This is a genomic window from Pseudomonas sp. IT-P258 (assembly GCF_949767825.1).
In the GTDB taxonomy this organism is placed as follows: Bacteria; Pseudomonadota; Gammaproteobacteria; order Pseudomonadales; family Pseudomonadaceae; genus Aquipseudomonas; species Aquipseudomonas monachiensis.
Genome location: NZ_CATKPU010000109.1, coordinates 17287 through 34909 on the forward strand (window position 1 = coordinate 17287; position 17623 = coordinate 34909).

General features: G+C 57.0%; 22 protein-coding genes and 1 pseudogene. 13 read left to right on the forward strand and 10 right to left on the reverse strand.

Annotated features, from left to right (window positions below; genetic code table 11):
* Positions 1-396: 396 nt before the first annotated feature.
* The 4 genes from ACM6G4_RS27550 (at position 397) to ACM6G4_RS27565 (ending at position 2416) form a co-directional block, all read left to right on the forward strand.
* Positions 397-675 (forward strand): DUF2790 domain-containing protein, encoded by a 279-nt coding sequence (locus tag ACM6G4_RS27550; RefSeq protein WP_056724994.1) that lies wholly within the window; start codon positions 397-399, stop codon positions 673-675.
* A 278-nt stretch (positions 676-953) separates the two neighbouring features.
* On the forward strand, positions 954-1607 hold the full coding sequence (locus tag ACM6G4_RS27555) for a hypothetical protein (RefSeq protein ID WP_056724996.1): 654 nt from the start codon (positions 954-956) through the stop codon (positions 1605-1607).
* Between the two features lie 83 nt (positions 1608-1690).
* The gene (locus tag ACM6G4_RS27560; protein ID WP_056724998.1) at positions 1691-1897 is read left to right on the forward strand and encodes a co-regulatory protein PtrA N-terminal domain-containing protein; all 207 of its coding nucleotides are present in this window, start codon (positions 1691-1693) and stop codon (positions 1895-1897) included.
* Positions 1898-1948: 51 nt separating this feature from the next.
* A complete protein-coding gene (locus tag ACM6G4_RS27565; protein ID WP_414915038.1) occupies positions 1949-2416 on the forward strand; it encodes a thiol-disulfide oxidoreductase DCC family protein in 468 nt (155 codons plus the stop codon).
* A gap of 117 nt (positions 2417-2533) precedes the next feature.
* On the opposite strand, the gene ACM6G4_RS27570 is transcribed toward ACM6G4_RS27565, so the two are convergent.
* The 6 genes and pseudogenes from ACM6G4_RS27570 to ACM6G4_RS27595 all read right to left on the reverse strand — a co-directional run bounded on the left by ACM6G4_RS27570 (position 2534) and on the right by ACM6G4_RS27595 (position 7852).
* Positions 2534-3994: a multiheme c-type cytochrome gene (locus ACM6G4_RS27570; protein ID WP_414915039.1), complete on the reverse strand. Its 1461-nt coding sequence runs from the start codon at positions 3992-3994 to the stop codon at positions 2534-2536.
* A gap of 446 nt (positions 3995-4440) precedes the next feature.
* A pseudogene (locus ACM6G4_RS27575) lies at positions 4441-4557 on the reverse strand (peroxiredoxin); the annotation flags it as partial.
* A gap of 91 nt (positions 4558-4648) precedes the next feature.
* Entirely contained in the window at positions 4649-5299 is a 651-nt protein-coding gene (locus ACM6G4_RS27580; protein ID WP_223541201.1) for a hypothetical protein, read from the reverse strand.
* 255 nt (positions 5300-5554) lie between these two features.
* A complete protein-coding gene (locus ACM6G4_RS27585; RefSeq protein WP_414915040.1) occupies positions 5555-5989 on the reverse strand; it encodes a hypothetical protein in 435 nt (144 codons plus the stop codon).
* A gap of 100 nt (positions 5990-6089) precedes the next feature.
* Positions 6090-6785, reverse strand: coding sequence for a tRNA (adenine(22)-N(1))-methyltransferase (locus tag ACM6G4_RS27590; RefSeq protein WP_409079222.1), 696 nt, complete (start codon positions 6783-6785; stop codon positions 6090-6092).
* A 110-nt stretch (positions 6786-6895) separates the two neighbouring features.
* On the reverse strand, positions 6896-7852 hold the full coding sequence (locus ACM6G4_RS27595; RefSeq protein ID WP_414915041.1) for a threonine dehydratase: 957 nt from the start codon (positions 7850-7852) through the stop codon (positions 6896-6898).
* A 96-nt stretch (positions 7853-7948) separates the two neighbouring features.
* Between ACM6G4_RS27595 and ACM6G4_RS27600 the strand changes: the two genes are divergently transcribed.
* A complete protein-coding gene (locus ACM6G4_RS27600; RefSeq protein ID WP_414915112.1) occupies positions 7949-8770 on the forward strand; it encodes a helix-turn-helix transcriptional regulator in 822 nt (273 codons plus the stop codon).
* On the opposite strand, the gene ACM6G4_RS27605 is transcribed toward ACM6G4_RS27600, so the two are convergent.
* Entirely contained in the window at positions 8767-8889 is a 123-nt protein-coding gene (locus ACM6G4_RS27605; protein WP_409079220.1) for a DUF2628 domain-containing protein, read from the reverse strand. The two genes, ACM6G4_RS27600 and ACM6G4_RS27605, sit on opposite strands and share 4 nt — an antisense overlap.
* Positions 8890-8986: 97 nt before the next feature.
* Between ACM6G4_RS27605 and ACM6G4_RS27610 the strand changes: the two genes are divergently transcribed.
* Entirely contained in the window at positions 8987-9658 is a 672-nt protein-coding gene (locus tag ACM6G4_RS27610; protein ID WP_236709745.1) for a DUF4157 domain-containing protein, read from the forward strand.
* 54 nt (positions 9659-9712) lie between these two features.
* Here ACM6G4_RS27610 and ACM6G4_RS27615 read toward each other — a convergent pair whose 3' ends face one another.
* Entirely contained in the window at positions 9713-10669 is a 957-nt protein-coding gene (locus ACM6G4_RS27615; RefSeq protein ID WP_056725010.1) for an AraC family transcriptional regulator, read from the reverse strand.
* Between the two features lie 188 nt (positions 10670-10857).
* On the opposite strand from ACM6G4_RS27615, the gene ACM6G4_RS27620 reads away from it, so the two are divergent.
* On the forward strand, positions 10858-11811 hold the full coding sequence (locus ACM6G4_RS27620) for a diiron oxygenase (RefSeq protein ID WP_056725012.1): 954 nt from the start codon (positions 10858-10860) through the stop codon (positions 11809-11811).
* A gap of 78 nt (positions 11812-11889) precedes the next feature.
* Entirely contained in the window at positions 11890-12312 is a 423-nt protein-coding gene (locus ACM6G4_RS27625; RefSeq protein WP_046037417.1) for an MAPEG family protein, read from the forward strand.
* Between the two features lie 11 nt (positions 12313-12323).
* On the opposite strand, the gene ACM6G4_RS27630 is transcribed toward ACM6G4_RS27625, so the two are convergent.
* Both ACM6G4_RS27630 and ACM6G4_RS27635 read right to left on the reverse strand, forming a co-directional pair.
* Positions 12324-12716 carry a GFA family protein gene (locus ACM6G4_RS27630; protein WP_056725014.1) on the reverse strand — a complete coding sequence of 131 codons (393 nt, stop codon included), beginning with the start codon at positions 12714-12716 and terminating at the stop codon, positions 12324-12326.
* A gap of 34 nt (positions 12717-12750) precedes the next feature.
* On the reverse strand, positions 12751-13572 hold the full coding sequence (locus ACM6G4_RS27635) for a transporter (protein WP_414915042.1): 822 nt from the start codon (positions 13570-13572) through the stop codon (positions 12751-12753).
* A 286-nt stretch (positions 13573-13858) separates the two neighbouring features.
* On the opposite strand from ACM6G4_RS27635, the gene ACM6G4_RS27640 reads away from it, so the two are divergent.
* The 5 genes from ACM6G4_RS27640 to ACM6G4_RS27660 all read left to right on the forward strand — a co-directional run bounded on the left by ACM6G4_RS27640 (position 13859) and on the right by ACM6G4_RS27660 (position 17556).
* Positions 13859-14539 carry a DUF3313 domain-containing protein gene (locus ACM6G4_RS27640; RefSeq protein WP_056725017.1) on the forward strand — a complete coding sequence of 227 codons (681 nt, stop codon included), beginning with the start codon at positions 13859-13861 and terminating at the stop codon, positions 14537-14539.
* A gap of 115 nt (positions 14540-14654) precedes the next feature.
* A complete protein-coding gene (locus tag ACM6G4_RS27645) occupies positions 14655-15116 on the forward strand; it encodes a YMGG-like glycine zipper-containing protein (RefSeq protein WP_082562968.1) in 462 nt (153 codons plus the stop codon).
* A gap of 655 nt (positions 15117-15771) precedes the next feature.
* Positions 15772-16593, forward strand: coding sequence for a transcriptional regulator (locus ACM6G4_RS27650; protein WP_056725021.1), 822 nt, complete (start codon positions 15772-15774; stop codon positions 16591-16593).
* Entirely contained in the window at positions 16590-17072 is a 483-nt protein-coding gene (locus ACM6G4_RS27655) for a hypothetical protein (RefSeq protein WP_056725023.1), read from the forward strand. The genes ACM6G4_RS27650 and ACM6G4_RS27655 overlap by 4 nt, the downstream gene beginning before the upstream one ends.
* A gap of 193 nt (positions 17073-17265) precedes the next feature.
* Entirely contained in the window at positions 17266-17556 is a 291-nt protein-coding gene (locus ACM6G4_RS27660) for a hypothetical protein (RefSeq protein ID WP_223541199.1), read from the forward strand.
* The last annotated feature ends 67 nt before the right edge of the window (positions 17557-17623 follow it).

Sequence of the window (17623 nt, forward strand, 5' to 3'; positions counted from 1 at the left end):
CCCGAAGGGCCCCACTAGGTCGACCAGGACAATTGGGTGTCGAATTGGGCCAGAATCTGTTCGGCTACCTGTTGTTTTTCCAGTGCCGGATGGACTTGGATAATGCTCGCGCCGCGATCCCTCGGACTCACGCCGACCGAAATGAAAGCACTGATTCATCTTGCGTGAAAATCCGTCATGACATGTCATGACCTCCTGAAAAAACGGACTTTACCCAACAAATACGGGGGTTAAAGGACGAATGGTCAAGAGGCGTCAAGCGCGGGGAATTCCCGGGAGTTTGCAGCCACTACAGGCTTTTCAGACGGGCGCGTTCGTCGCGGTGAAGTGAACTTCAGTTTCAAGACATGTCACATTAGGTCCCCGTCAAGCGAACTTCAGCAGAGGTACAGCCTAATGAGCATGGCCACAGTAGTAAGTGCCGTGATTTCCAGTCTCGCACCAAGCGTCTTCGACCAGAACGGCCTGCAAGAACCCGGCGCGCATGTCTCGGCCGTCGATTACCACTACGGAATGGACATCGATGTGAAACAAGTACTGCAGCGTACCGATACATCCGACAAGACCGGCGTGGTACCGGTGACTGTTGTCTATCTGGACAGTAAGGGCGAGGTTCACAAGATCCGTTTCCTCGAGTGGGGCGCAAGTCCGGCCAACCCCGACAGTATTGCCTGATCCACTCGCCAATAGAGTTCCGGGCCTCGACTGCCCACCCCCAGAAGCGGAAGTTAAACCTCATACTGCGCCCAGTGCGAATGATGTTTTTTGTTACCTGAAAATGGACATTATCGAATGACTAAAAGTTCATTCGAGAAACTCACCGTTATCTTGGCGGCGTAATGTCGCAAGATTAATTAATAATAATTGCTGAATCCTGATTGCAACCAGCAACGGCAAACTCCAACTAAGCCGTGCCGAAAGCATTACTGATTCACTGAAGCCAAGAGGTCACCATGGAACTTAGTATGTTCTCTTCGTCCACCGTGGAATATGTGCGTTTGGGCGTTGTATATTTTCATCTTATCGCCTGCTGCGTGGCAATCGGGCTGGTCTTGACCAGTGACATTGCAATGGTCAAGCAACTCCTGAAGGGCGATGCCTCAAGTCACCACGATGACGCGCACATGGAAAGCCTTCAAAAAACCGTATCGCTTGCACTTGTAGCGCTTTGGATTACGGGCATTGGCATTGTAGGGATCGACTATGCCGGCAAGGGGATGGAGTATTTCCTCAATCCCAAACTGCAAGCCAAGATCGGCATCGTTGTGCTGTTGACCTTTAACGGTTTCCTGTTGCATAGCGCTGTATTGCCGGCGCTGAAGAAAGCCGGTTCGCTACTGAATCTCTCCTTCAACCTGCGCATGCTGGCGTTGTTCTCCGGCGCCCTCTCTGGCGTGTCGTGGTTCTATGCCGCCATGTTGGGTGTCGGTCGTCCGCTGGCCTGGAAGTATTCGCTGGTGGAGTTGCTGGCAGCCTATCCGGTGCTCATCGTCGGTGGATTCGGGGCGATGGTACTGCTCACTGCCTGGGCAAAAAGCAGAGACGCGCAAGAGCGCAAGGAGCAAGGCACCTGGTCACCAGGAAACGCCGCCCTGGCTGGATGGTGAAGCCAGATTGAACCAGGAAGTTCTAGTTTTGCGAATAAATCCTGCTGTTATCTATTAACTAAATCTCACTTGAGGATACCCAAATGAAATCCATGAAAGCCCTCTTCGTAGTTGCCACTCTGACCGCCTCTTCTCTGGCGATGGCCACAGGTGGTGGTGATAAGACCTTCGCACGCATGGAGTCGGCCCGCAAAGTCTCGATGGACACCTACCAGGTAGCACAGAAACAGAAAACTGAAGGCGCTGTAGCTGAAAGCAAAGCCAAGGCAACCGATCGCGCCAAAAGCTGATCTGTGTAGCGCGCCCCCCGGTTAACTGAAATGTGCGGCCTCAAGTCTCAAATGCCAGTCTCGCAAATCCGTCCCTCACCCGCGCCCCTGCTCGAACCAGGAGAGACGGTGGTCTTGTTCGACGGTGTCTGCAAACTGTGCAATGGCTGGGTGAGGTTCTTGATTCGCCATGACCGCCAGCGGCGCCTGCGGTTGGCGGCGGTTCAGTCACCCGAGGGGCAGGCTCTGCTCGCATGGGCAGGTTTGCCCATGGATCAATTCCACACCATGGCGGTGATCCGCGACCGACGCTACTGGGAGCGTTCGCAAGCTTTTTTCGAAGTCATCGCCCAACTTCCCCCACGCTGGCGCCCCGTGTCTCTGCTGCGCATCTTCCCTCGTAAACTTCGAGATTGGGCATACGACCGCATTGCGCTTAATCGTTATCGGCTCTTCGGAAAATACGACGCCTGTCTGTTACCGGATCCTGATCATGAACAGCGTTTTTTGAAGTCTTTGCCTGAATCATCGCGCAATTAATAACGATCATCCCTTCTAAGCAAATACATATCATTCCGATACAAATCATTGACGCTACTCAGGACAAGCGTCTCGATTTAAATGCCAGAGACCCGCCTGGAGGTCGACGCAGCACCGCTAAAAGTGCGCCATATCTGGCCCGACAACCGACAGGCTGGTCGACAGGGGTACGCTCTGCGTGACGTTGGCCATCCGGGTGATTTCCACCTGCACTTGATCCTTGCCGAGCAGGTAGTCGGCCAGCTTCTGGGAGAACGGCCAGTAGTTCAGATCGGCTGTGAGGGTCAGCGGCCCGACGGCGTCGGCCGGCACCAGGAAGGAGAACTCCCCGATATCGTAGCCCTTGGGCAGAATGCGGTTGTCCGAGAGAATCTGCGTGGCATTCCAGACCTCGACGTCCAGCGGATTGCCGTCCTTGTCGCCAATGTGCACCTTGAAATTTCGCGTGTTGACCTCGGTCTTGCCGTCCTTGATCGAACCCAGGCGATAGATCTCGCGACCACTGGCATCGCGCACCCGAAAATCGATCCACATCTCCCGCCCCTCGGGAAAGCCGGTCGGCAGCTTGTGCCCGGCGCCGACGTTGGTCACTTTGACCGCTACCGAGGTGTATTGCCCGGGCGTCATGGCTGCCGGCACTTGCTCGAACTTTATGTCCCCGGCGCGCCCGAGCATGTCGCGTGCGCGTTGCGCGCCCTCCTCCTGACCGAGATGCTTGAGCATCATCGCGTTGGCCCCGCTGAACCAATGCGAGGCGACCTCCTCGCGGTCTGGCCCCATGATCGCGGCCTTGCCCGCAAAACCCGGCATGTGGCAGCTCTGGCAAGTCACATTGTTCAGGCTGTAGGTGCTCTCCTGCCATTCATCATAGGTGCGCTCCACCGCCACGCTGCTGAAGGGGTGCGTGACGTTGTGGCAGGTGCCGCAAAAGTCCGAGCGGGTGTGCAGAGCGGAATAGACGGTGTCGTGATAGGGCGAAACGGCATCCCTGCGCGGGCCGAACTTGGTCGGTTTGCCGTGGGCCCGCGGGCTCAGGACATAGGCGCCGTTATCGAGGCCCGTGCGGGCACTGATGTTGTGGCAGGTCTCGCAATCGACCCCGGGCATCGGATGGTTCTTCGCACTGTCTTCAATCGAGGAGCGGTTGACTTGCGAAGTGATCTGCCCGGTCGTGAGACCGATCGGGGTATGGCAGCCGGTGCAGAAGTTATCGACCTTGCCCTCGGTGGCCGCACTCGCACGCTTGAGCAAGGCCCGATAGATGGGTTCATCCCAGGCCTGGGACATCATCGACGAGCGCCACTGCCTGTAGATCTCCGTATGACAGGCGCCACAGACCTGGGCATTGTCGAAGTCCTTCACATTCAAGACCAGATTGCCGGTGGTATTGGCCCGATGGGGAAAGAACGGCATACCGCCAATCACATGCATGAGCCTGGAGCGTGCCGGCTCCACCCACTTATCGTTACTTTGATTGTCATTGCCCTGAGGCTCGTCGGCCGCCACCAGCGTGGCCGTCAACAGGCAAACCAGCAAGCACAACAGACGTCGCAGCGGCACTACCTTGGAGTGGATCATAACGACTTCCCCTGGACAGTTGCAGAGGATGACCGCAGCACTTCCATTGAGTCGCCAGGGGTGTCTCGTGATGCAATCCGACGGTTACATCGATCGTTCAATGGGGGTACTTGCAGCTCCACGGCGTCCCGACACCTTTCATGAACGGGATAGCCTCGCTCAGCAATTACCCTGCCATTGATGTAACAAAATTTGTCGGCATACCTGAACGCCCCGCAAACATTGCTCGGAGTTTGAAATTCCCGAGCGGATGGAGACGCGAGTCTTGCCGGGGAATCGTGCCCATTAGCGGGGGGAAATCACGCCGAAATCGGGGGGATTCAGATCAAGGGTCAGTCCCGCGGTACAACCACCGCAGAACATCCGATAGCTGCATTGCCCTCCGGAGCTGGATCTCAAACTCTTCCTCCCACAGCGCAACCAGGGGAGATGTATTGCGTGTAGGTCAGGCCGACGGTCATGTCGGTCGGCAGTGTCAATTTCATCTGTTGGGCGGCCAGCCCTACCGCTGCCATGTAGCAGGCCGACCATGCTCCGGCAAACAGTTGCTCGGCTTTCGGGTGCCCGCACCCACAAAAAACCCCTCACAAGGAGGGGTCTGATGTTTGAAAGGTTCAGACGGTTTCAACCGTCCTTTCCTGGATTCACGTCAGTTCAACGCAGCGCAGGAATTCCGGCAAACATCCAGGTAGATTCCTGAACCTGCGTTGCAGCGTTGCGTTTACGCGCCCACTGGGTCAGCGTCACCATCATCGCAAAGCCGAGTACGATCAACACCGGATAGGCCATCAGCAACTCGGTGAGCGAATACTTCCAGGCCAGCGGTCGACCGACACCGAGCATGGCGGCATACAACCAGGACACGCCTGACAGTGCGCCAGAGAACAGGGCAAACATACGTACATTGACTTGAAGATCAAGCAACGAACCAGCCTTCAACATTGCAGGCAATACATAGCGGTGCAACAACATGCCGTTGAACGTCAGCAACAATACAATAATAACTTTGGCTTGAAGTTTTGGATTGGCAAAATAGGTCATGCCTTTTTCAAGGTAATCAATGCCTATTACCGCAGCTCCGGTAACCCACAAGAATATCAACGCATTGGCAACAGACTTCTGCAGACTGGCCATATGTTCATTATCGTGCCCCGACGACACGCGACCTTTCAACAAGTCCTTCACCATTGCCGCATCGCTGGCAAACACCAGGCCAATAGCTACGCAGCAAGCCAACAGATGAACGTACACAACGCCTAAACGCAAAAACTCCATGGATTCTTTCTGGCCGATCAGGCCGATCATTGTATTAATATCCAAGACTACATCTCCACTTATAGCAGCAGTGCGAATTGACCATGCCCCAGGCGTGCGAATTATTGATTCGCACCTGCAAGGTCAAGTTGGCAAAGATTGAAGCAACTAAATAATTTGGTATTACAAGAGAGAGCGACTCGCCCAGCGAGTCAGTGATGACGGCATACTATCACTCCAGGTCTCAGGTAAAAAAAATCCCCATGTGCATTTCATTCAATGCAGATGAGGTATACGTCCATTTTACTAGTGAGTGCAGCGGGACCCTAAGGATCCGCCTGCTGGGAAATCAGAGCCCAGCATATCCCGATCGTTCATTTTTTGAGCACAAACATCGACAAACGGTACTATTTCCAGCACTTGTGGACACCTGCCGCTTTGGCTGAAACCCGCGTCGCTATGCGGCTGAATCGTTTTTTGCTCCACGCCGAAAAAAAAACCGCTTTTGCGCTGAACTTTCGTCGCCAGACCCGACCAGTGGCACAATTTCCTACCGGTTGCCAGCACGCTCGAGTCGCCTGCAGTCATCAGCAAACCACTCCCAATCGAGCGCAAATTCAGTACTGGCAATACAGTATCCAGGATCGGAACTGCTACGTTTGAAAAGCAAAGCCGTCGGACGACTCCGGTGACGATGCGGTCTTTCTCTCGCGCAAGGAGCGTCTGTTCGCTGGTGAGCACCTACGCGAACGCCTGCCGCATTCGGTTCACGCCGAATGGAAACGACTCTTTCGCACACACACTGAAGCGAGGTGCTTGAGAAGCTGTGCCCCAGGCTTGCTCAAGCCAGCAACTCGGTGATCCACCGGGCCTGCCGCGCGATGTCCTGCACCGCCTCCTCGGGCACGGCCTGCTGCGCTCGGGCAAAGTGGCTCAGGGTCTTTTGTTTCTGGCGCAACTTGCGCTGCCACTTGACCAGGAACGCCGGACTGCGGGCCTGCATTTGCAACGGACCGAAGTACAGTTCTTGGGCGGTGTAGATCACTGGTCCGGAGCGCTCGGCGACGATGATCTCGTAGTCGAAACGATTCTCCCGCAGCACCTCCTCGCAGAGGATGCGGTAGCCATTGTCCATCAGCCATTGGCGCAGTGGCTGCTCGCCGCCGTTGGGTTGCAGGATGAGGCGCTCCTGACCACTCAGGTACGCCTTGCCGCTGTCGAGGATGTCACGGATGGTTTCGCCGCCCATGCCACAGACGCTGACCGCCGTGATCCCGTCTCCCGGCTCGATTGCCGCCAGGCCGTTGGCCAGGCGCACGGTGACCCGCGAGTCCAGGCCGTTCTCGCGCACGGTGCGGTTGGCCGCGTGGAACGGCGTCAACGCCACCTCGCCGGCCACCGCCGCCGCGATGGCGCCCCGGCGCATCAATGCTACAGGCAGGTAGCCATGATCCGAGCCGATATCGGCCAGGCGCGCACCGGCTGGCACCTGTGCCGCCACGCGTTCCAGGCGCATGGACAATGTCTGTTGGTTCAACGGCGGCCCCTTTCACCACGAACGTCCGGCGCCTTTGGCCGGATCGGGGCGTGATTCTGTCGAGCAATGCCGCGCATTTCAAATTTATGTGACCAGGGCCATGGCCGCCTTCACGCAATCACTCGTGCATACACCGCTCTGTCGACGTTGCCACCGGACAGAATCACCCCCACCCTTTTTCCCGACATGGCTTCACGCTCCGAGATCAGCGCTGCCAACGCCGACGCGCCGGCCCCTTCGGCAAGGTTATGGGTATCGGTGTAATACACACGCATGGCTTCGGCGATCTGTTCATCGCTGACCGATACGATCCGTGCCGCACCTGCCGCGTAGACGGCAAAGGCTTCGGGAATCGGCTTGCGTACGGCCAGGCCGTCGGCAAAGGTGTTGGCCGAGGCGGTTTCGCATATCTCGCCAGCGTCAAACGACAACTGTGCAGCCGCCGCCTCCGTGGAAACCACGCCAACCACCTCTGTTTGCAGACCCAACGCATCGCGGGCGGCGATCACCCCGCAAATCCCCGAGCCACAGCCAATCGGCACATAAACGGTGTCCAGGTCCGGCGCGGCGCTGAACAGCTCAAGCGCATAGGTGGCGACGCCTTTGACCAGCTCGGTGTGAAACGGCGGAACCAGGAACAGGTCATGGGTCTGCGCCAGGCGCGCAGCCTCTTCACGGGCCTCATCGAAATCGCGGCCATACTCGACCACTTCAGCGCCAAAGCCGCGCATGGCGTTGTTTTTTTCCACCGAGTTACCTTCCGGCACGACGATCAACGCCTGCAAACCCAGCGTGCGAGCCGCCAGTGTCAGGCTTTGGCCATGGTTGCCGCGGGTAGCGCTGACAATGCCCTTCGCGCCCGGGTGTTCGCGCTTGAGCCAGTGCATGAACGTGATACCGCCGCGCACTTTGAACGCACCGGTAGGCGTGTGATTTTCGTGCTTGACCCACACCGTGCAACCCAACCGTTGAGCCAGCAAGGGCCAAGGGTACTGGGCCGTGGCGGGCATGACCTGGTAAACCAGGCGAGCTGCCTGTTCGATATCGTCGCGAGTCAGTCTGTGCATGAGTGGTCTCCTTGAGATTTTGTCCAGTCTGAACAACGGTGCGGTACCGCGGCTTTCAAAAAACCGACCTGACTTTTGTCCTCCCTCTTCACTACTATGGTGTCCATGAGTCATCGAAATCGCCCGCCGCCACCCCTGCTGTCCGAACCGGTCCGTCGTATCGAGGCCGGCCCTTGGGCAATCGAATTGCTCCCCGGCTGCGCCTACGCGACCCGCTATGTCGCGACCCGGTCGGGAATCGGCTTCGCCTTCGACAGCCAGCGAGGCCTGCACGCCATCGGCAGTGACCGAATACGCCCCTTCGATGCCGTGCCCAACGGCCTGGCGCTCGTCCCCGCTGGGTGTGACGTGCTGTCCGAGTCCCCCCGGGGCGGTGAATACCTGCGGGTGATTCGCACCGACGGTATGGCGTTGACGGGGGATCGCGCCTTCAACAATCGCATCGACCAGCAGGCCACCGCCCTCGCGTGGCGAATCCGTGCCGCGCTGTTGCACCCTTGCGTGGAGGATGATTGGGAAGCCTGGGCACTGGCGTTGTCCGAGCGGGCGACGGGTAGCGAAGCGCTGTCGACAGCCCCCCATGGCTCGATAACCGGCAGCCGGATGCGCTTGCTCGATGAATTCATTGACGCTGGCCTCGATGGCCCGTTGAGCGTGCCGGCGATGGCGAGCCTGCTTGGATTGTCCGAGGGGTATTTCATGCGGGCCTTCAAAAACGCCACCGGCAAAAGCCCCCACAGTTACCTGATCGACCGCCGCCTCGCCAGGGCCCGCGCCCTGATGCGCGATTCGACCGCCACCCTGACGCAGATTGCCTACGCCTGCGGTTTCAACTCCCAGGCGCACATGGCGACCACCTTCAAACAACGCCTTGGAGTGAGTCCGGCGCAGTTGCGTCAGTCTTTGGGGTTACGTTAGCGCCCGAAGGAGATTGCAACCATGATCGCAATCAGCGTCAGGTTTTCTTTCCCAAGTCCCAGCACAAACAGGTAAATCAGCCCGAAGAAGAACGCAATGATGTTGGCGTTGATGCTCACAGGCACGGCCTTTCAGGTGATGTTGAAAATACTGTGGAACCCAGGGAATCGAACGGTGTAGCAGCGGTCCAACACGCGGCAGGGCAATGGACACAAGATGCCCAACGTATTGCCTGCCGATCGCCATTGCCCAGGGGAGAACCCATTGTCAGCTGTATTTTTGCGTCAGGTTTTCCGGTTAACGATAGTGTTCCTTTGCACTGGCACCTCATCTTCGGTTTTCGCCTGTCCGGCCGGCCAGTCCCAGGTCTGCATGGTCGCTTGTTTTTGTGCTCCGGATTCCGAAGAGGACGCTGGATCGATCTTCGACGACATGAACCAGATGGCCGCCTCTGGATTGCAGAGCTGGATTGTGCAATCGCGCGAATCCGCGGCAACGGGCGATATCCTGCCAATCCCGCTGAATATCCGGGCCCAGCTCGAACCCTGGTATGACATTCAAGTGCTCGATTCGGCGCGCTACAAAGTCGGCGATGATGTGGAACTGAACGCCGCAAACACCATGCTGCAGAATCCCGATATACGTGCGGTCACCCTTATCGACATCATCGTGTTTCGAAATGCCGAAGATGCACTGAACGATGTCGCGCTGTGGGCCCATGAGTTGAAACACGTGCAGCAGTACCAGCAATGGGGCAATCACGAGTTTGCCACTCGCTATACCCGTGATTACGAAGCCGTCGAGGCGCCTGCCTACGAGATTCAAGCCAAGGTCTCCAATACGCTGCGAGCCAGCCAGGCTCGGGCGCAATTGCCTCGGCTTCCTTGAGTTCAAAGGAGCAAGCCTGGTCAGGTAACCATGGAGAGCCGGCACCGGCCCCTCTCACGCTGATTGTCTGCGCCAGGTGCCGGGGGATGTGCCGAACTGACGTTTGAATGCGCGACTGAACGCGGCTTCGGAGTCGTAGCCAACGGCAAAGCCGATTTGCGCCACATTGCCGCGACCTTCGCGCAGCTGTTGGGCCGCCACGTGCATGCGCCACAGCGTCAGGTATTGCATCGGTGGCTGTCCGACCAATGCCGTGAAGCGTTCGGCGAATACAGAGCGCGACATGCCTACCTCAAGCGCCAGGGCTTCTGCGGTCCAGCCTTCGGTCGGGCGAGCATGCAGTAACGCCAGTGCCCGCCCGATATGCGGATCGCGCAAACCCGCCAGCCACCCGCGCCGCTCAGCGGGAAGGCTGGCGACATACTGGCCGACGGCTTCGACGAACAGCAGTTCCGATAGCTTGGCGATGACCGTTGCCGAGCCGACGCGGCCCGCCGCGATTTCACTGACAGCGAAACGGAATGAGCTTTCGATCCAGGTGCCCGAAGCCGTCGCCCGCAGATCCAGCTTCAATAAGGAAGGCAGCGATGAAAGCAGTGGACTGAAGGGAGTTTCCGAACCGAGGAACCCGCACAACAACTGCGTGGCCTCGCCGCCCCCGCCGTACCTGATCCGTGAAATGCCGCCGACTTCTGGCGGCTGGATGACTTCCCGGGCCGGCATGGGCGCAATGCTCAGGTCGCTGCCAAAGGAATGGGCATCGTTGCGGGGAAGCAAAACAAGTTCGCCTGCCCCTACCTCGATGGCGGCGCCACCGTCGATTTGAATTTGCATGTGCCCCGCGGCGACAAAGTGCGACGCAATGATGTGTCGAGGGGCCGCCAGGAACGGCTTGCAATCATCCGTCGAGATTCTGCCGTTGATGCACCAGGGCGCAGTGAGCTCCGCCTCGAGGAAGACCCCTCCCGACAGCCGAATCACACGCAAGACATCAGAAAGCGCATCCAACACTTGATCGCCATCCTTTCCGGAGTCCGGAGCAGGTATTCAGGCGCAACGGTCATTCACCGCCTGGACTGCGACGCCTAGATTAGCACCAACGCGGACTCAGCGATCGAGATTGTCCCCAGAGGTTCACTGGCTCCGACGTCAACCGAAATTGCCCCATACCAACTCAACCAGGGCAGCAGGAGATCCATATGAACAGCGTCGTTACCCTACCCGGCTCAGCGTCAGGCAACACCGCCCGTTATGCGCAAATGGTCAGGTCTTCGAAAAAAACCGAATGGCAGATCGATCGCGATCTGCTCCAGGACCGCAGTTTCGACTTCTCGCGCAAATTCCTGCCCGACGGACTGTCACAGGTCGACCGCCTGACTTTTCTCGATGCGGCCGAGGCACGTCTGCTCAGTCAGATCCAGGGCCGGACCTACGCGTATATCTTTGGCCTGGTCGAGCGTTTCATCAGTGCCAAGATGCTCGATCAGGGTCGGGCCCATGTGTTTGACGATCAACTGGCGCTTGAAGCACTGGTGCGTTTTTCCAACGACGAGATCAAGCACCAGGAGTTGTTCCGGCGCATGGAGACGATGATGAGTTCGAAATTGCCCGCGGGATATCGTCAGGTTGCCGATCCAAACGAGGTCGCGCGCGCGGTACTCGCGGCCAGCACTTGGTCGGTACTGGCGCTGACCTGTCATATCGAACTGTTCGTACAGGCGCACTACGTGCAAAGCATCGCCCCGCGCGAGGAGCTGTGCCCGTTGTTCAAGGATGTCTTCAAATTCCACTGGAAGGATGAAAGCCGCCACGTGGTACTCGATGAACTGGAGTGGCGGGACGAGCACGTGAAACTCTCGCCAGCCGAGCGCGACCAGGCAGTGAATGACCTGATTGCGCTGGTGGCGGCCGTGGACACAATCCTGCAGGCACAAGCGGCAGCCGATGCCGACTACTTCATTGGTAATGCTTCACGATCGTTCAGTGTCGATGAGACGGCGCAAATCAAAGCCAGCGTGCTGAGCGCCTACCGCTGGCAATACATAATCTCGGGTGTACGGCATCCACACTTCGGCCGACTGCTGACGCAGATGACAACGCCGGCACAGATGTCCCGGATTCAGGCTGCACTGGCACCCATCATGAGCAATTGACCGACAGCACGCGACCGACTGCTCGTCGGTCGCGTTGCGGGATGACGTGCTGTTAATGAATTATCGAGGATGGCGGCCATGACGATACCGATGTGGATGCTGCTCGGGTTTGCGACCTGGACCTTGCTGCTGTTGATGGCAACCGTCGGGGTCTATCGCTGGGTCGGGATCCTGTTCTCCAGTGTTCCGATCGCCTCTTTCCGCAGCGATCGGCTCGAAGGCGAGGATTGGTATCGGCGCGGGACCAGGGCACACGCCAACTGTGTGGAAAACCTGCCTGTCTTTGGCGTCATCGTATTCGTGATTACAGCCCTTGATGTCAATGGCTCAGCAGTGAACTACTTGTCCACGCTCGTCCTGATCGCTCGCGTGTGCCAGTCACTGGTTCACGTATCCCATGAGCAAACCAATGCGTTCGTGGCGATTCGGTTTACCTTCTTCAGCGTTCAACTGGTGTGTTTTCTTGCACTCGTTGTCATAGCCGCTTGTTATGGAATATGAGTATCTGCCCGCTAGTCCTCAAAACGCCCCGTGGAATCTCGATCGCGCTCGTAATGCCGGGTGAGCGCAAACGCCGGCAACCAGGCCTCACGGCGCACAGTCCAGCTCTCGTAGGTGGGCGTCAACTGGTCAGGAGCATCCAGGGATCCCAGGTTCACTTCGATTTCGTCTGCACTGCGCGAGAACACGGACGAACCGCAGTGGGGACAGAAATACCGCCCGGCGTAGTCACGGGTTTCGCCCTCGACTGTCACGGCATCCTGATGAAATATCGCGGACGCGTGGAACAGCGCCCCATGGTGCTTGCGACAGTCGAGACAGTGACAAACGCCAACCCGGAACGGGCGCCCCGATGCGACAAGACGCACCTTGCCGCACAAACAACCGCCGGCGAATCGGTCCATGGGGTGTCTCCTCCAGGCCCTCGGAAACGGCCTGTCAGCGTGGAAACAGGAGCGTCACAGCGGCGCGAAAGCCCCAGCCTTGCGGGCCGTCTTCCGGGCTGTCGAGCCAGTAGCGCGGGCCGGCCTGCACCGTCAATGGTTGACCGCCGATCCTCAGCAGTTGGGTGACCGTGAGGTTGACCGGTACCGACCATTCGCGCGATTGCCAATTGTAGGTCGACTCGGTGTTCACCCCGTAGGTCATGTACGTATGGGTGGTGTACGAGAGAAAGGGTTGCAGGAAGGTCTGGTTGACCTTTTCCTTGTCGTCCGGCGGGCTGTCGTCCAGGCCCCAGATATGGTTGGCCAGAATGCCTCGGGTCCAGCCATTGGACTGTTTCAACGCCACGGCCGTCGGGCCCAGGCCCCATTGCTCGCTGCCGAGCAACTCATCACTGCCGGTCGGTATCAGCAACGCCGGGCCACCACCGAGTATCCAGCCACTTTCCGTGGGCCTGGTCGGCGAAAAGAAAAAACTCTGGGTGATATCGCCGCTGCCGGATTTGTCCGCCGCGCCATCGGGGGCCAGGCCGTGCTGGTCGATGATCGGCAGGATGGTCCGGGAAATGAGGTTCCAGTCTTCGTTCAAGGCAAACGGCAGCACAGGCTGGATATTGGTGACGCTGTGCATGCCCTCCCCGGTCGGCCCCATCTTCTGGTCCCAGTTGTACTGCACCGGCAGGCTGTACATCGCCGCGACCGGGTTGAGGGCTTTCTTCGCCAATTCCGCCGAATCGTCGGCCTGAGCCATCGGGATGAAACCCAACGCAACGACGAGTGTCGACGCGGTACCCATCCATCCTTCTTTCAAATCCATCTCACTCACCTGTAGACGCCAAAGCCGGCATTGCAAAGGGTTAGCGTAGGCAACTGTGATCGATGTGCAATTTTTTCCGGTCGGGTATTTAACAGTTTTTGAGAGTTATTGATTCGGATTATCCCGCCGCTACGTGCAGCATTCGGCCCGCATTGACCGGCGTGCAAGCACCTGCTTTGCGTAACCGACCGGCGAGTACCAGTGCCTGGATACAAGGTGCCCGGACCAATGCCCGGGGCCAGGTCGGAACCCGAATGACAACTTTAATCACTTGAGAACCAAACACATGGGCATGTCGAACAAATGGATTGCGGGTATTGCTTTGAGCTGTGTATTTCAGGTCGGCTGTGTCTCGAAAGTCGCGCAGCAAGAGCAATACTCGGGCTTCCTGGGCAATTACCAGGGCCTGGAGGAGCAAACTACGCCGAGTGAGCAGAAAGTATTGCGCTGGGTATCGCCAGGGTTCGATCCACGCACGTATTCCACAGTAGTGTTCAGGCAGATGGAACTGTATCCATCGCCGCAGCCGACCGCGCGCGTCAGCCTGAAGACCCTGCAAGACTTGCAATTGATGGCCAGTAACAGCGTCAAGACCGCCTTTGCCCGTCGTTATGCGATCGTCCCTTATCCGCAGCTGGCGCCGACCGATTCGCGGTCACTGATCCTGCAGGCGGCGATCACCCACGTCAGCGCTAACAATGAAGGCATGCACTGGTATGAGGCCGTTCCAATCGGGGCCATTGTCGGGGCGACACAAGCCGCCACCGGGCATCGGGACCAGACCGCCGAGATGTACATCGAAGCCAACCTGATCGACGCCAAGACCGGTATGCCGGTCGCGAAGATCGTGCGCAAGGTATTCGGCGAGACCATCAAGAATGCCGAACAGCCGATTGTTGCCAATGACTTCAAGGTTGCACTCAAAGGCATGACAGACGATATGCAGGCCCTCCTCCTCAAGCGTTGACGCTCAGGCAAACCCCATCGCAAGCAGACCTGCATGGGGTTTCAATGTGATACCTTGCCGTGTTTTCCCTCTGACAAACCGTTAACCGTACCGACGCCTGACGTGAGACTCAATGATGAAAATACTGGCCAATACCTTAGCGCTCGCTACGATGTTGCTGGGCACCAGCGCCCTGGCTGCGACCGTGATTCCCCTCAAAGGTCAGACTTCCCAGACCATCCAGCAGGACACCAGTGCCTGCCAGTCCCAGGCCAACGCGCAACATCCGGTGCAAGGCACCGTGCCCTCCGGTGGTCGGGTCAAGGGCGCCGCCACCGCCGCGGTCGCCGGTGCCACGGCGGCAGAAATTCGCGGTCGCCAACATGAAAACCTCTATGACCAGATCGACGACGATACCAAGCAAGACTATCGCCAGAACCGGGCACACAGTGCCGCGGCTGCCGGTGCCGTCGTCGGGGGCTCCAGACAACGCCAGGAGCGCCGGCAGAACCTGAGTGAGAGCGAACAAAGCGTCACCGCCAACAACTCCGTCTACAACAGTTGCCTGCAACAACGTGGCTACGATGTCTTGCCCTGATCGGCGACGACGATGGCCTTGAGTGTTCGTGCCCCTGTCTTTTACCGCGCTCAAAAAAAGCCCCGGGCCCTTCAAGAAAGGACCCGGGGCAAAGCCGTAGAACGAGAGGTGAGGATCGTTTACGCCGCGACAAACAAAGCATGAGCGCGATGTGCGTCAACGCTCCTCGAGAGCCATTTAAATCGGTAACGCCTCTGGTTCAAAGCTAATAAGAATCAAAAATAATCTTTAACAAACCCGGCGCAGAAAAACACAACCATTGATTTGTATCCTGATAGTTCAGGCTGAAATTGAAACCTGTCGCAACAGCGATGTTAGTTCACTCAGGCGTGCCTGCGCGCAAGTCCACCTGCTCCAGCTTGCAGTTTTCGGATAGCGCCGTTAATCCATTCCAAGCATTATTCATGGTGTCCAAATCGAAAACCATGGATCATCCAGCAATGCTTTTTTTTTGTTTGATTGAACTGATACCACTGACAGGCCCGGCTGTTTGCCGAACCGCACGCCTCTGACACGAGCCAGTCCGGCACTGTAAATGCGACACGCAGCGCACCTTCCGCCCGACCCTCATCTTCGCTCACCTCCCAGACCAGAATGTACCGAGCCAAATCCGGCCCCTATACTCAGGCCAGCACCGCCTGAACGGAAGATTTCTATGAGCTACACCTTCAAGTTGAAAAATGGCGCCGTGGCGGTATTCGACCCCGACAACGCCATGCTTTCCATTACAACACCCCATGGAGATGTACAGAATTCCACGCTAGGTAGAGCTGAGTCGCGCCTGTTGGACCTGCTGCTCATGGAGCCAGGTGTCACTAAAACCCGCGATGAAATCATCGAGTACACCTGGAATGACCGCGTGGTTGCCTCCGGCAGTTTGAACCAGACGGTTTTCTCACTGCGCAATATTCTCAATGACAGTCGGGATCACGAGATCTTGATGACGGTTCCTCGACGAGGATATTGCTTCAACCGGCAATGTGTCGTCGATGCACAAGCAGATGTAACGACACCCCAAGAGGAAACGGCACAGCCACCCGAGGCCTTCACCGGGCAACTACCGCCACCGGGTGGTGATGAACGACTGGCGCCTTCTGGTAAAACCAGTCAATCCACTCGTATTACAAAGGCTCAGTTGATCGCTTATGTCGTTACGCTGGCAGTCGTTGCCTTTAGTATTTTTCAATTCGACTTCGACGCGCCAAAAATTGAAATTTCCAGTCTCGACAAGAGTGGACTGGTCATACACGCCGTGGGCAGCAATCTTGCCGAGGCTCAAGCGCTGATGGACCTGTCGGCCAAACAAACTGAACAGCTACCGCCAAACCTGAAGGGCCAGGTCTGGATCAACCTGTATAAAGCCAATTATTCCGTTTCGTGCATCCGCCAGGATCAAAGCACTGCAAATCTGCAATTGAACAGCAGCGAAAGAGACCTCGCCTTGATGATTCGTCAATGTCTGGAAGTCACCTTATGAAGTTTGAAATTCCGCAGGCCGTTCACTGGCCTCTTATAGGCTTGATCAATGCACTGTGCATTTTTTCCATTTTTTACTCTCCTTCGCATTACATGGAAAATATCAGCTACCAGACAAAATCCCGACAATGGCTGGAGGATCTCAACCAACTCAATACCGAAGAATACCTCACTATCGGGCATGGTCGACTCACGGGAACCACGTTGGAAAGCCTGAATGGAAAAATCCGTAATGCGACCATCTCGGCGAATATAATCGGAGAAAGCAAGACACACGTCGAGATCAAAGTCAGTAATGTCAAACTCAGCCAGGACAATGAACTTTTTGCCATTGAAAAGACCCCTGACCTGTTCTTCAGGCGTCAGTATGTCTTGCAAGAAGGCGCCATTCTTAACTACGAGTTGATTCCGACCCAGGATAAAAGCGCCGCGTGTTTTTACATCCATGAACTTGGCCGCTTGCGCTGCATGAGCCATTAATCGGCCTCAGGTAGCGACTCGACACCCACCTGGCACAGGTTCACATCAAAGAACCCTTCAAACAAAAATAACACTTATTGATTTGAATCATACGTCTCTCCTGCCAAAAATCCCTCGCCGATAATCCTTGGAATCGAGCTTGCTTGATTCTCGCCCGGGACAATGCCCTATACAGGAGAATCAAGTGAAAACCATGCATTTCCTGCGAACCCATAGAACGACGACTTTCGGATACCTGGCGGTCTTTTTTCTGTCTGCCATGCCACTTTATTCGTTGGCACACGACGAGCGCTCCGTCGAAAGCACGACCATTGAATATTATGAAATTGAAACAAGCCCGGATGACAGTCAGAAACTGTCGCATCTGAAAATCCACAGTGAGAATGAGTATCAAACGGACGAACAGAACAGTGATTCTGCTCTCCCTGCTCCACCACAAAGTGATACCGGCATGAGCTACGCCAACTGGTTCATACTACTTTGAGGAGCGTTGTATCCGCAGGGGCAAGCGCTGACTGACCTCTTCCGGCGACCTGGCAAATATGAGTTAT

Bases quoted from the DNA above. Each gene is read 5' to 3' on its own strand.
- ACM6G4_RS27630 (WP_056725014.1), bottom strand. From the start codon at position 12,716: ATGGACCGATTCGCCGGCGGTTGTTTGTGCGGCAAGGTGCGTCTTGTC.
- ACM6G4_RS27660 (WP_223541199.1), top strand. From the start codon at position 17,266: ATGCATTTCCTGCGAACCCATAGAACGACGACTTTCGGATACCTGGCG.
- ACM6G4_RS27610 (WP_236709745.1), top strand. From the start codon at position 8,987: ATGCCCAACGTATTGCCTGCCGATCGCCATTGCCCAGGGGAGAACCCA.
- ACM6G4_RS27640 (WP_056725017.1), top strand. From the start codon at position 13,859: ATGGGCATGTCGAACAAATGGATTGCGGGTATTGCTTTGAGCTGTGTA.
- ACM6G4_RS27625 (WP_046037417.1), top strand. From the start codon at position 11,890: ATGACGATACCGATGTGGATGCTGCTCGGGTTTGCGACCTGGACCTTG.
- ACM6G4_RS27555 (WP_056724996.1), top strand. From the start codon at position 954: ATGGAACTTAGTATGTTCTCTTCGTCCACCGTGGAATATGTGCGTTTG.
- ACM6G4_RS27570 (WP_414915039.1), bottom strand. From the start codon at position 3,994: ATGATCCACTCCAAGGTAGTGCCGCTGCGACGTCTGTTGTGCTTGCTG.
- ACM6G4_RS27635 (WP_414915042.1), bottom strand. From the start codon at position 13,572: ATGGATTTGAAAGAAGGATGGATGGGTACCGCGTCGACACTCGTCGTT.
- ACM6G4_RS27600 (WP_414915112.1), top strand. From the start codon at position 7,949: ATGGTGTCCATGAGTCATCGAAATCGCCCGCCGCCACCCCTGCTGTCC.
- ACM6G4_RS27595 (WP_414915041.1), bottom strand. From the start codon at position 7,852: ATGCACAGACTGACTCGCGACGATATCGAACAGGCAGCTCGCCTGGTT.
- ACM6G4_RS27645 (WP_082562968.1), top strand. From the start codon at position 14,655: ATGAAAATACTGGCCAATACCTTAGCGCTCGCTACGATGTTGCTGGGC.
- ACM6G4_RS27550 (WP_056724994.1), top strand. From the start codon at position 397: ATGAGCATGGCCACAGTAGTAAGTGCCGTGATTTCCAGTCTCGCACCA.
- ACM6G4_RS27620 (WP_056725012.1), top strand. From the start codon at position 10,858: ATGAACAGCGTCGTTACCCTACCCGGCTCAGCGTCAGGCAACACCGCC.
- ACM6G4_RS27580 (WP_223541201.1), bottom strand. From the start codon at position 5,299: ATGATCGGCCTGATCGGCCAGAAAGAATCCATGGAGTTTTTGCGTTTA.
- ACM6G4_RS27565 (WP_414915038.1), top strand. From the start codon at position 1,949: ATGCCAGTCTCGCAAATCCGTCCCTCACCCGCGCCCCTGCTCGAACCA.
- ACM6G4_RS27650 (WP_056725021.1), top strand. From the start codon at position 15,772: ATGAGCTACACCTTCAAGTTGAAAAATGGCGCCGTGGCGGTATTCGAC.
- ACM6G4_RS27560 (WP_056724998.1), top strand. From the start codon at position 1,691: ATGAAATCCATGAAAGCCCTCTTCGTAGTTGCCACTCTGACCGCCTCT.
- ACM6G4_RS27655 (WP_056725023.1), top strand. From the start codon at position 16,590: ATGAAGTTTGAAATTCCGCAGGCCGTTCACTGGCCTCTTATAGGCTTG.